The sequence below is a fragment of the Geopsychrobacter electrodiphilus DSM 16401 genome (assembly GCF_000384395.1).
GTDB classification, from domain to species: Bacteria; Desulfobacterota; Desulfuromonadia; order Desulfuromonadales; family Geopsychrobacteraceae; genus Geopsychrobacter; species Geopsychrobacter electrodiphilus.
On record NZ_ARWE01000001.1, the window covers coordinates 506,999 to 519,487 of the forward strand.

Here is a 12,489-nt window from a genome sequence, read left to right on the forward strand (position 1 = left end):
CACTCCTCACGGGGTTGAATGGACGTACCGCATGGATTTAGCTGCGCTGACAGAATTACCCATATTAACCCTGATCCTCTGGCTGCCGTTGCTGGGCACCCTGCTATGCCTCCTGATGCGGCATTCGCCCGTAACCTGTCGCTGGTTAGCCCTGTTCATCACCTGCAGTGTGCTGCTCCTCACTGTCTGGCTGTTTATCGACCTGCCGATCAGCTCAGGCTGGCTGCTCCAGGAGGATCATGCCTGGATCCCGCAGTTCGGCATCCGTTACAGCCTGGCGCTGGATGGCATCTCCTTGTTGCTGATCTGCCTGACCGCCCTGTTGCAGGTCGCGGCGGTTTTGATCAGCTGGAAGCAGAAGGAACATCCGGCGCTCTTCTATGCCCTGGTGCTGGTGCTTGAGACCGGCATTATCGGGGTTTTTCTGGCGACTGATCTGATCCTGTTCTACGTCTTTTGGGAGTTGATGCTGATCCCGATGCTCTTCCTGATCGGCATCTGGGGCCATGAGAACCGGGTTTATGCGGCGCTCAAATTCTTCTTTTTCACCCTCGCTGGCAGCCTCTGCCTGCTGGTCGCGATCATCAGTCTCTATCTGATCCACGGCGGTCAGACCGGGGTCTACAGTTTCGCTGCCGATGCCCTGCGTCAAACCCAGCTCTCTTCGGGAACCGAGATGCTGCTCTACCTTGGATTTTTGCTGGCGTTTGTGGTCAAGGTGCCACTCTTCCCATTTCATACCTGGTTGCCTGATGCGCATACCGAAGCCCCGGCGGCCGGTTCGGTGGATCTCGCCGGTCTGCTGCTTAAGACCGGCATCTACGGCCTGATTCGTTTTGCTTTTCCATTTTTTCCCCATGCCGCCCGGCAAAGTCTCCCCCTTCTGGCGGGGCTGGCGCTGATCGGGATCTTTTACGCCGCCTGGATCGCCTACGCGCAGAGCGACATCAAGCGCGTGATCGCCTATTCATCGGTGGCGCATATGGGCTTTGTTATTCTGGGTCTGGCCGCCTGGAACCAGCTTGCCTGGGACGGCGCCCTGCTCCTGATGGTCAATCACGGGGTGACAACGGGGGGACTCTTTCTGTTGATTGCGATGATTCAGGATCGCACCGGTTCGCGTGATCTGCGCGTGTTGGGGGGGCTGTGGAAGACCCTGCCTTTTCTCGGCGCATTCTTTTTGCTCTTCTGTCTGGCGTCACTCGGTCTGCCTGGACTCTCGAACTTCGCCGGGGAAATACTGGTGCTGCTCGGGACCTTTGGGCGTTGGCCGCTTATGGCGGCACTGGCCGCAGCCGGGGTGATCTTCTCGGCCGCGTACATGTTGCGTGTGGTGCAGGGGACCTTGTGGGGACCGCTGGGGCAATTGTGTAAAGTCGGGGACAAGGACTGCTTGCATGCAGATCTCGATCGTCGCGAGTGGCTGCTGCTGATCCCCCTCGGGTTGCTGGTGATCTGGCTCGGGATCTATCCAACCCCGGTGCTGGAGCGGATGAGCGGTCCGATCAGTTTGCTCCTTAAGAGCGGAGGCTTGCCATGAATGGCCTCGAACTACAAGGACTGCTCCCGCAAATCCTGTTGGCACTCGGCGCAACCGCGGTGCTAATGTTCGGAGCCTGGTACCCTTCACACCGCTGGATTTTGGTCGGGGTGGGAATCTCAGTCGCGGCCGCGCTCTGTGCGGCGTTGATCACACCGGCTGTCCCCGAGGTTGCCCATCTGTACAGCACCGGCAGTTATGCCCGGTTCTTCGTTGTGGTCTGGGCGATCCTGGGGGCGCTGACCCTGCTGCTGTCGCTGCGCTACACCGAAATCCATGATCTCCCGGGGAGCGAGTATACTTCGCTGGTCCTCTTTGCGATCTGCGGTATGGGCCTGTTATCCTCGGCATCCTCCTTGCTCGGTCTATTTCTCGGGCTCGAAGCCTTTACCCTGGTGCTCTACATTCTAATCGCCTTCAAGCGCGAAGATCCACGCGGCGCCGAGGCCGGGCTGAAATATCTGGTGATGGGAGCCGTCGCGACCGCGTTTATGGCCTTTGGCATTGCGCTGATCTATGCTGCCAGCGGCAGTTTTCACCTGCCCGAAGTCTTTGCCGGCTTGCAACAACAGGCCGGTGGCATGCGCGCCCTCGGGCTTGTTGGCTGGGCGATGATGTTGGTCGCCATCGGCTTCAAGGTCTCGCTGGCCCCTTTTCACCTCTGGACGCCCGATGTCTACCAGGGGGCTCCAGCTCCTGTCACCGGCCTGCTCGCGACCGGCTCCAAGGGCGCGGTCTTCGCTGCGTTGATCCCGCTATTTGCCGCTTTGGGGCCGCTTAAGGCTGATTTGAATCTGATCCTCTGGGTGCTGGCGGCGCTGTCGATGCTGGCCGGGACCCTGGCCGCTTTACCGCAGCGCAATTTGAAGCGGATGCTCGCCTATTCTTCGGTCGTGCATATGGGGTATCTGATGATTGGACTGCTGGTCGGGGATGCCGCGGCCCAGCGCGCGCTGGTTTTTTATATCATCGCCTATACCATCGCGACCCTCGGTGCCTTCGGGGTGCTGACCTCCTTCTCGCGTGTCGATGATGAACCGCAGGATTATGCGGACTTCCGCGGGCTGGGGTATCTCCATCCCAGGCGCAGCAGCGTGCTCGCCGCCTGTCTGCTGTCCCTGGCCGGTATCCCGCCGCTGGTCGGTTTTTTTGCCAAGTTCGGTATCATCACCGCGGCCTTACGCGGCGGCTACCCCGGCCTCGCTGTCATCGCCATCATTGCTGCCCTCGTCTCGCTCTATTACTATCTGGCCCCGATTATCGTGCTCTTCATGCAGGAACGCGATGCCTCTGAGCTTCGTCGTGGTTGTCGCCAGGAGTATATCGTTCTGGCGCTCTGTTTTGCCGGTCTTTTGCTGCTCGGGGTTTACCCCGCACCCTTGCTTGAGCTGCTGGGCATGATTTTGCCATGACCAATGACATAATCCTTGAAGCGCTCAATGCACTGCTGATTGCCGGAATTATCCTCTATCAGCTTAAATGTTTACGTAAATCCGGCCTCAAAGGGACCCCGGGAACCCGGCTGATTCTGGCCGGGTTCGGGCTGATGCTTTTAGGTGCCTGTCTTGATATTACCGATGAATTCCCGCAGCTCAATCATTTTGTCGTGATCGGTGATACCCCTGTTGAGGCATTTTTCGAAAAGTTTTTCGGTTATATGCTCGGTTCCCTGCTGCTGCTGGTTGGATTTTCGCGGATGCTGCCGGTTTTTGAACAGTTGGGCGAAAAACAGCGGCTGATCGAAACTATAATTGAGACGATCCCCGCTCCTACTTTTTGCAAGGATGAGAAGGGTCGCTATCTCCATTGCAACAACGCTTTTGAGGAGTTCATCGGGGTTTCACGTGAACGGATCATCGGTCAGACGGTTTACGCGGTGGCGGCCCCTGATCTGGCTGAAATCTATCATCAGGCGGATCAGGGGCTGATTGCTGAGCTCGGGAAGCAAACCTATGAAACCCAGGTCGAGAGTTCGGATGGCGGCCGCAGGGAGGTGTTGTTTCATAAGGCGGTGTTTCACAAAGAGGATGGTTCCGCCGGCGGTCTTGTCGGGGTGATGCTCGATATCTCCGATCGTAAAAAGGTCGAAGAGGGTTTACGTCATATTGATCAGATGAAGAGCGAGTTTATCAGTACCGCGGCGCATGAACTGAGGACGCCACTCACCTCAATCAGGGGCTATACCGAACTGCTGCTGTCTGCGGATGGGACCAGGCAGTTCAGCCTTGCTCAGAAGACCGACTTTTTGCAGGAAATTTTTCAGGCGAGTGAATTACTGGGCAAACTGGTGGATGAACTGTTGGATGTGGGGCGGATTGAGCGAGGTCTGCCCCTGCCTTTAGAGATCAAGCCTCAGCGGCCCGAGGCCTTATTCCAAAAAATTGTAGATGGGTTCCGTTTGAAGCATGAGCAACAGCACCCGCTGCTGCTGGTTTCACAACTGCCAGCTGATTGTGAGGTAGCTTTTGATCAATACCGTATGCGGCAGCTTGTTGATAATCTGCTGAGTAACGCGGTGAAATATTCGCCCGAAGGGGGGACGATCAAGCTCGTTATCAGTCTGGTCGATCACTGCTTTCAGCTTGAAATTATCGATCAGGGCATCGGCATGAAGCCTGACCAGTTGGCACAAATTTTTGATAAATTTTACCGTGCCGGCGAGGAGCGCAGCAGGATAAGCGGTATGGGGATTGGAATGAGTATAGTCAAGAATATTGTCGAGAGTCATCGAGGGACGATCGAAGTTGAGAGCCGGTTGGGTGAGGGAACCTGCATTCGTGTCAAGATTCCGTTACAGATCGCCCGGGAGAAAAATGCTTCGGGGCTTTCTTCTGAGCAAGCGGTCTTAACCGCAACCCCGCCTATAGGCGCGGACTGAATTGGGAGGTCAGACCATGATAACGCTTTACGGTATGCCGCACACCCGGTCGTTCAGGGTCCTCTGGGCTCTGGAAGAGATCGGTGCTGAGTACGAATATCAACTGGTCAATCTGGGCAAAGGCGATGCGAAAACCCCTGAATTTCTGGCACTGAACCCCAGCGGAAAACTTCCGGTGTTGAAGGTCGATGACCTGGTCCTGACCGAATCCGCGGCAATCTGCTCCTACCTCGCTGATGCTCATCCCGACAAACAACTGATTCCCTCTGTAGGAACCGCCGACCGTGCGCTCTATAATCAGTGGTGCTTTTTTGTGCTGTCCGAGCTCGAGCAACCCTTATGGACGATGGGGAAACATAAGTTTGCCCTGCCGAAGGAGTATCGCGTGAGGGAGGTCCAGAAGACCGCCGGATTTGAATTTATGCGCGCGATTCGCGTTCTTGAAAAGGGGATTCTGGGACGTAACTTCATGGTCGGGGAGTATTTTACGATGGCCGACCTGCTGGTGGTTCATACCCTGAATTGGGCGCAGAGCCTTAAAATTGATCATGGCAGCAAATTGCTGGATCAGTACCTTGATCGCGTCAGGCAGAGACCGGCCTGGTCGCGAGCCCTGGCGATCGACAACGCAAGAAAGTCCGAAATGGCATGACGATGGACGAGCAGATTGAGCTGTTTTTAAGTAGTGAAGCGTTCGGCGTGGTCGGGGCGTCGAGTCGTCGGCATAAATACGGCAATAAGGTCTTGCGCTGCTACCAGCAGAACGGCCGGCGGGTCATTCCCGTCAATCCGGTTGAAAAAGAGATCGAAGGGGTCGCCGTTGTTGCCTCAGTCTCCGAGCTCCCCGCCGGGGTTCAGAGTCTGTCCTTGATTACTCCGCCCCAGGTGACTGAAAAGGTGGTTGCGCAGGCGGCTGCGAAAGGGATTAAAAATATCTGGATGCAGCCGGGCGCAGAAAGTCCTGCTTCCATCGCGTTTTGCCGGAAGCAGGGAATGAACCTGATTGCGGACGGGAGTTGCGTTTTGGTCGTGATGGGCTATCACGAGCATTGAAGTAACGACGTTAAAGCCTTAAAACGGCGTTTTTAGCAGGGCACAAGGTTTTGTTAACTCCAGCGGATAGTCGATGCCTGGGAGGGGGGGAGCGATGTGGAACCTGGGCTCTTCTCGTTTCCGCATGCCCTGGCTGGGGCTGCTTTGCTTGATCAACGACACTTTCCGGAGCAGCTGATTTTTGTTGCTCATCATCATCACAAATTTGAGGACTTGGCTGGAGGGGAGCCTGAGATGTATACTCCCTGCTCAATCATCAATCTGGCGGATGGTTTTTGTCACTATTTCAGTGCTGGCTATCCGCTTCCTGATAAAGAGATCGATCTGCCGCTTTCACGAGACGCATATATGCGCGAACGCAGTCTATTCCTCTCCTGAAGGGGCCGCCTGCCTGGAGCCCAAATGTCCAAAAAAATCTTCATCGCTGCGACCGGACAGGATTGTGGCAAAACCACCACCAGCCTCTCGTTGATTCATCTTGCCCGGAAAAAATATAAACGTGTCGGATTTATCAAGCCGTTCGGTCCTAAGCTGATCAGCTATAAAGGGCGTAAAATCGACATGGATGCCGCATTGATTTCGCATATCTACAGGTTGGATGACGATCTTGAATTCATGTCGCCGGTTGTGGTTGAAAGTCGGACAACGCGGCAGTTTCTAGACGGTGAAATAACTCATGATCAGCTGGTAATCCCCCTGGATATTGCCATTGCCGAGCTCGAGAGAAAGTGTGATTTTCTTATTATTGAAGGTGCCGGGCACGCCGGAGTCGGGGCGGTGGTGGGCCTGAGTAACGCTCTGGTTGCTGCGCGCTATCAGGCTCCGGTGCTTCTGGTAACTGGTGGCGGGGTAGGTCACGTTATTGATTCGGTTCACCTGAATCTGGCCCTGTTTCGGGAAGCCGGTGCCGAAGTCAGGGTGCTGGTTCCGAACAAATTGATCCCGGCCAAGCGCCCGGCGACCCTGAGTTATATCGAAAAGGCTTTTGCCAATTATCCTTTCAAGGTGGTTGGAGGGTTTAACTACTCACCGGTTCTGGCCAATCCGACCCTGCGTCACATCGCCAACCTGCTTGGCCTGCAGCTACACGCGACAGCTGAGCAGTCCTGGAGTATTGCTCACCACCTGCAGATGGGGGCTGCAGCCACCCAGCGAGTGGTCGATCTGTTGCAACCGTCAACTTTGCTGGTCGTCACCAGCAGTCGTGATGAATTGTTGGTCATGCTCGCCTCGCTCTACCATCTGCCGGAATTCAAGTCGAAAATCGCGGGTCTGGTTATTCCTGGACTATCACCGGTGGCCGACATCGTTCAACGTATTCTCAATGATGCCGGTATCCCCTATATGCGAACAACTGCTACGACTGCGGATGTCTTTTCCCGGATCCGCGAGGATGTCTCCAAGATTGGTCCGGACGACCACGAGAAGATCGCCCTGATTCAGCAACTTGCGGAGACAGAACTCTGCTTTGAGACGATCGACGCGCTGATTTAGGATCATCCATTTCATTTCATCATCAGGCGACTCAAACTTTTATACGTCGTCCAGGAAAGAGGTTTTTCATGGGGTTGTTCGGAACAATCTTTGGCGCCAAACCCAGCCTTGAAAAAATTCAACGCGCCCTCGCTCAGAAAAATTATGCCGAAGCCTTGCACCAGGCGGAAGATCTGCTGGCGAAAACGGGAGAGACGCCCGAATTGCTTGCCGGGATGACCGCCGCCGCTGATGGTCTCGCGCGCCTGAATCTCGATGAAGGACTGCGGTCACAGGAGGCCGGAGAGCGAATTTTAGCCACTGAGCACTTGAAATTAGCCTTGTCGCAGGCGCGTTCCCTGTCTCTTGTCGCAGAGATTGAGCGAGCCCTTAGCGCCGAACCTCAGGTAAATGCTGCGCCGGTGCGGGCCCCAGTGCCCCCCCCAACAAGTTCCCCGTCTGGATGTGACGGATGTGCCCCCGAAGTACAGTCTGTTGAGGTCGCTACGGAAGACTTGCTTGATCTGCAGTCCCAGATTGAACTGCTCGTAGCATCTTATCCTCCGGAGATGCAGCAGCGCTATCTGGGGGCCTCAAGTACTTTTTTACAGGCCTTTTTATCCATTCATAACGGAGACGAACAGCAGGCCCTCGCCTTTCTCGGCGAAGTTCCCGTCGCCGAGCGGGATGACCTTTATCTGTTTGAGTCGGGTTGTCTCAGGGCCCGCCTCGGTGAGACGGCGCAAGGGGTTGAACTGCTTCGTCAGGCGCTTGTCCTTGCCCCGGGGAGCCTGCTGGTGATCGATGCCCTGTTCCAGTTGTTGACGGAGCAGGGGGATCTGCCAGCGGCTCAGACCCTCTTGCAGGAACAACTTGAACTCGGGGCTGATTCCGCCTTCTGTCAGGCAAAAATTTGTGAAATCCACGCGGCTAATGGCGATCAGGGCGCGGCCCTGATCGCGGCGCAATCGGCCTTGGCTGAGGGCTATGCAGAGCAGGGGTTCCTGGTGCTGGCGGCGAATCTCTACGAAGGGGCCGGAGAGGTCGAGCTCGCAGAGAAATTACTTTCGTGTCTGCCCGGGGGAGGGTGTAGCGGCGGGATGAACTTAGCTCTTGCCGAATTATTGCTGCGTCAGAAGCGGGAGTTGGGAAAAGTCCTCGACGCCTTTAACGATGCTTGTCGACAGGAGCCGCAGAATCCTCGTTGGCAGTTGCGCGTGGCCCAGACCTACCTGGCCCGAAAATGGCGCAAGCAGGGAGTCGAGTTACTTCATCGCGTGGTGGGTGATCCTCGGCTGGATGATCATCTGCGCCTTGAAGCTGAACAGCTTCTGGCTGAGCTTTAAGAAGTAAAACGATATTTGGATATGACGCCTCATCTGGTTTATACAGATGAGGCGTTTTTTTTTCTTTGAAAAGCGTGTCTCCTAATTTGATATTTTACTTGAAAGCCGGTATTTCTTTGAGCCAAATTGTCTCATTGTGTGCTGTGGTTTTTCAGCCATATTCAGGGGTAGTCCTTGGGGTTGTGGATAAGACACTATCTCGAAATCTTTACTTGTAGATTATAATTTCATTCAATATAATACCGTTCTACCAACGAATGGATGGCTTTTTGACATTGATAAATTTGGATAAAAAGTTTTATGCCGGGGGGGAGCGCGTGCATCAGGATGCGGAGTTACCCTCTTCGGAAGTGATGAGTCAGACTGGAGAAATGCACCCGTCCGATTGGGATTGGAAGTACGGGCAGATCCTGGAAAATATTGATGTCGGAGTCCTGGTCCTCGATCTCGAAGAGCGCCGTGTCGATTTTCATAACTCGGGTTTCAGTGCGGTTTTTCAGGATCCGCGAATCTGTGATGATTTTGAGCGTCTTAAAGGTCTCCTGCTGGTCGACTTGAAAATGCCGGCCTCAGGACCAGCTTCAATTCTGTTGCCGTACCGGGATCGAACGCTGGGGTGTTCTGTCTATGAACTCGGGCCTCGTTACCGATGTATCTTTGTCCGTGATATCAGCGAAAAGATGCGTCTTGAATCGATCGCTCAGGCGGTCAATACCATGGACAATATCGGGTTTATTTTTTCAGGGATTCGTCATGAAATTGGTAATCCGCTTAATTCACTCAAGATGGCGTTGAGTGTGTTGCGTAACAATCTCGATACCTTCGACCGCCAGATGGTGGTTGAATATATCGATCGCGGCCTGGCAGACATCGGGCGCGTTGAGTTTCTGTTGAAGTCGATGAAAAGCTTCGCCATGTTTGAGCGGGTCGAATTGAAGGATGTCGATCTGGGAGATTTTTTGAAGCGTTTCGTCGCGCTGATCGGTCGCGAGTTCAATGAGCGCGGGATCTCTCTGGTGTTTGACAATCCCGAGGGCCTGGTCAAGGTCCGTATCGATAGCCGCGCGCTTCATCAGGCGTTACTCAATCTGCTGGCGAATGCAGCAGATGCTCTTGACGGCGTTACTGAGCCAGAAATTCATGTGTTTGCTGAGGAGAGGGATCAGTTGGTCCGGCTGGTGGTCGCCGATAACGGGAGGGGGATTTCAGAGGCACAGCGCCGCCACCTTTTTAAACCCTTCAATACCAGCAAACCGCATGGCAACGGTTTGGGACTGGTTATTACGCGCAAGCTGCTCGCCCAGATGAACGCAGATATCACAGTTGAAAGCAGTCCGGGAAATGGCACCCTTGCTATTGTCAGTTTGCCGATAAGCCACAGTCAGGCATAAGGATATATTTCTATGACGGAAGAGGCCGGCACGGAGACCGTGCTGATAGTTGATGATGAGAAGTCCTTCCTCCTTTCGCTCAAGGACGGACTCAGGGTTCACGAGTCCAAGTTCCGGGTACTGACCGCTGAAAGTGGTAAAGAGGCCATCTCCTTGTTGCGCGCACTACCGGTTGATCTGCTGATCACCGATCTCAAAATGCCTGAAGTTGATGGGTTTGAACTGTTGGCCTGGACGACGCGCGAGAAGCCGGATTTGCCGGTGATTGTGATGACCGCCTTTGGCACTTCCGAGATCGAATCACAATTGGCAGAGATCGATTCTCTCCAATATCTGGAAAAACCCCTGGCGTTAGGTGACCTTGAGAGTGCAATTTTTACGGCCCTGAAGGCCAAGGCGCGCAGCTATATCCGGGGGATCAGCCTGGCGACATTCCTCCAGTTGATGCATTTGGAAAAGAAGAGCTGCACCCTGAAAATTTCGCATATGGGAAAAGTTGGATATCTCTATTTCAGGGCAGGGATCCTGCTTGATGCGGAAACCGGAGAGCTGAAAGGTACTGCCGCCGCTTATGAGATTATGGTGTGGAATGATGCCGAGATTGAAATGGATTCACACTGTCGACGTCAGGATCAGGTTATTACGATCAGCCTTGAACATTTGTTGATCGATGCCTTTCGGCGTAAGGATGAAATGGCCCTGCCGCCTGAAATTCTCCCTACAAAGTCAATGCCTGAAGAGACTTCAGAAACATTTTCAGGGCGGGGTGAAGATGCTGAATCCTCCCCTGAAGCAGTGGCCAGGCTGAAGCTGGTGGAGGTGTTGACCCACCATGCAGGGGTCAAGGAATTCGCGCTCTTTGATCCGACCGGGTTTCTCGAAAATCGGAACGAGGGGGAGTGTCAGTTGGAAGAATTCGATCCTGCCCTTTTCCTGATGGGGGTTGAACGTCTGGACGAAACCCTGCATTTCGGCTCCTTCAGCCATATGATCATGAACACTGGCAGTCGCTGTCATTGTCTGTTGTTCAAGATTCAGCAACATCGGGTCGTTGCGCGGCTAGTCAAGGGGCAACGACCTGCTGAAGTCATGAAGCAGGTCAAACAGGCTCTCAACGCCTGATCAGGGGGCAGGACGTTCTGCCCTATTTAATTATCTAGCCAGTGGAGGAGAAAAAATGAAGCAGGCCATTGATGAGTTAAAAGCCATCCCCGGAGTGGTTGGTGCCTGCCTGTTCGGCGCCCAGGAGGGTCTGCTGCAGAGCAATCTGCCTGGAATTTTTAAACCCGAAAAACTTTCTGCAGTTGGCAAGCAGTTAACCAAGTTGTTGGTGGCAGGACGCATGAGCTTCAGCGACCTGAATGATCTGTCCCTCCATTATGATGAATCGGCGGTGATTGCACGCGAGCTGCGCAAAGGGCTGACGATTTTTGTGATCTGTGATCCTTCGTTTAACCACAACCTGTTGACGATGTCTCTCAACCTGTTGCAGGAGGAGATGAATGAACAGGGCGGTGGCGGAACACTGTTGGAGGCCACGGTGCCGGCAGATGACGCTGGCGGCGCAGCCCAGGTCGGGCCAGATCTGGACCCCTTGTTGGATGAAATCAAAGGCTTGCTGTCCAAAGTTCTCGGACCTATGGCAAGTATTATTTTCGATGAAATCCTTCAGGAATGGTCCCTTAAAGGGGCGACCGTTGATCGGCTGGGGGCCTTGATGGAGATGCTGCATCAGGAAATTGGCGACCCGGAAAAGATTGTCGCATTTAAGGCGTTAACTGCGCCGCTGTTCAAAAGTTAGGGGGTGCACCGATGGCAACAGCTAAAGACTTTGTGATGCGGATCAGTTCGATTTCAGGGGTCTCGGGATGTGTGTTGGTTCGCGAAGATGGCGAGGTTCTTGGCAGTAGTCTCGAGGATCCAGATCTCTATGCCTCTCTGATGATACCTGGGCGGAATCTGGCGCGCGATATTATGGGTAACGTGGGATTCAGTCATTGTCGTTATCTTGGTTTTAATCGGGAAGGGAAAGAGCATTTTTACCTGTTTCTGATTGATAAGTTTTTACTGGGGCTGGTTCAGGCTCCGGATTGTCATGTTCCCGACATGTTGCAGGCCGTGACGCGTCTCGTTGGTCGGGTCACCACAGGTGGGTCATCTGTAAAAGCCTAATTTTTGGCAAGGAGAAAACCAATGCGTCTGTCCGTTCTGCTGTTCCTGATCTGTTTGATGCTCCCCGTATCGGTTCAGGCGGCCACGCTCGATGCTTTTGACCAGAAGGTGAAAGTGTGGGCTGATTCCTGTCGTGATGAGATAGTTAGTCAGTTTGATCTGTTGCTGACCTCCGGCAAGCTATCGTTGCCGCAACTCTTTGATACTTTTTATATCCCGATACCCGATACTTCACCGCAAAAATTTCACACCCAGTATGATCAGTTGACTGATGGTGTGCTGCGTCCGATCATTGATAAGTATCTTGCCATGGATGCGCGGATCGTCTTTGTTGTGCCGGTCGATGTGAACGGATATCTGCCGACCCATAACAGCCGTTATTCTCGACCCCTGACCGGCGTAGGCGATACCGACACCAAGTGGAATCGCACTAAGCGGATATTCAGTGATCGGACCGGGCTGGCGGCGGCGCATAACGTAGAACCCTTTTTACTGCAACGCTACAGTCGGGATACCGGCGAGGTGATGAGTGATCTTTCTGTGCCGGTGATAGTGCAAAATCGGCACTGGGGCGCAGTTCGAATCGGATATAGGCAGAAGTAGTTTTCCATTTTTTATTTACGACAAGTCAGGAGG

13 protein-coding genes are annotated in these 12,489 nt (G+C 54.0%); all 13 read left to right on the top strand.

All coding sequences use genetic code 11. From position 1 onward, the window contains the following. Positions 1-31: 31 nt before the first annotated feature. Entirely contained in the window at positions 32-1,540 is a 1,509-nt protein-coding gene (locus tag D888_RS0102375; protein ID WP_020674921.1) for a complex I subunit 4 family protein, read from the top strand. Next, a complete protein-coding gene (locus D888_RS0102380) occupies positions 1,537-2,952 on the top strand; it encodes an NADH-quinone oxidoreductase subunit N (protein WP_020674922.1) in 1,416 nt (471 codons plus the stop codon). The genes D888_RS0102375 and D888_RS0102380 overlap by 4 nt, the downstream gene beginning before the upstream one ends. Further along, positions 2,949-4,418 carry a sensor histidine kinase gene (locus D888_RS0102385; RefSeq protein ID WP_020674923.1) on the top strand — a complete coding sequence of 490 codons (1,470 nt, stop codon included), beginning with the start codon at positions 2,949-2,951 and terminating at the stop codon, positions 4,416-4,418. Before D888_RS0102380 ends, D888_RS0102385 begins: the two co-directional genes overlap by 4 nt. A gap of 16 nt (positions 4,419-4,434) precedes the next feature. Beyond that, on the top strand, positions 4,435-5,070 hold the full coding sequence (locus D888_RS0102390; RefSeq protein ID WP_020674924.1) for a glutathione S-transferase family protein: 636 nt from the start codon (positions 4,435-4,437) through the stop codon (positions 5,068-5,070). After that, entirely contained in the window at positions 5,067-5,471 is a 405-nt protein-coding gene (locus D888_RS0102395) for a CoA-binding protein (RefSeq protein ID WP_020674925.1), read from the top strand. The genes D888_RS0102390 and D888_RS0102395 overlap by 4 nt, the downstream gene beginning before the upstream one ends. Positions 5,472-5,705: 234 nt before the next feature. Beyond that, the gene (locus D888_RS23875) at positions 5,706-5,849 is read left to right on the top strand and encodes a hypothetical protein (protein ID WP_156826925.1); all 144 of its coding nucleotides are present in this window, start codon (positions 5,706-5,708) and stop codon (positions 5,847-5,849) included. Between the two features lie 24 nt (positions 5,850-5,873). After that, the gene (locus tag D888_RS0102405) at positions 5,874-6,965 is read left to right on the top strand and encodes an AAA family ATPase (RefSeq protein ID WP_020674927.1); all 1,092 of its coding nucleotides are present in this window, start codon (positions 5,874-5,876) and stop codon (positions 6,963-6,965) included. Between the two features lie 68 nt (positions 6,966-7,033). Continuing rightward, positions 7,034-8,290: a tetratricopeptide repeat protein gene (locus tag D888_RS0102410; protein ID WP_020674928.1), complete on the top strand. Its 1,257-nt coding sequence runs from the start codon at positions 7,034-7,036 to the stop codon at positions 8,288-8,290. A gap of 269 nt (positions 8,291-8,559) precedes the next feature. Continuing rightward, a complete protein-coding gene (locus D888_RS20470; RefSeq protein ID WP_020674929.1) occupies positions 8,560-9,681 on the top strand; it encodes an ATP-binding protein in 1,122 nt (373 codons plus the stop codon). Between the two features lie 12 nt (positions 9,682-9,693). Continuing rightward, a complete protein-coding gene (locus D888_RS22805; protein ID WP_020674930.1) occupies positions 9,694-10,803 on the top strand; it encodes a response regulator in 1,110 nt (369 codons plus the stop codon). A 55-nt stretch (positions 10,804-10,858) separates the two neighbouring features. Beyond that, positions 10,859-11,482, top strand: coding sequence for a DUF8082 domain-containing protein (locus D888_RS0102425; RefSeq protein ID WP_020674931.1), 624 nt, complete (start codon positions 10,859-10,861; stop codon positions 11,480-11,482). An 11-nt stretch (positions 11,483-11,493) separates the two neighbouring features. Continuing rightward, complete coding sequence (locus D888_RS0102430) at positions 11,494-11,853, top strand: roadblock/LC7 domain-containing protein (protein WP_020674932.1); 360 nt, start codon at positions 11,494-11,496, stop codon at positions 11,851-11,853. Positions 11,854-11,874: 21 nt separating this feature from the next. Beyond that, positions 11,875-12,456: a hypothetical protein gene (locus D888_RS0102435; protein ID WP_020674933.1), complete on the top strand. Its 582-nt coding sequence runs from the start codon at positions 11,875-11,877 to the stop codon at positions 12,454-12,456. Positions 12,457-12,489 lie beyond the last annotated feature (33 nt).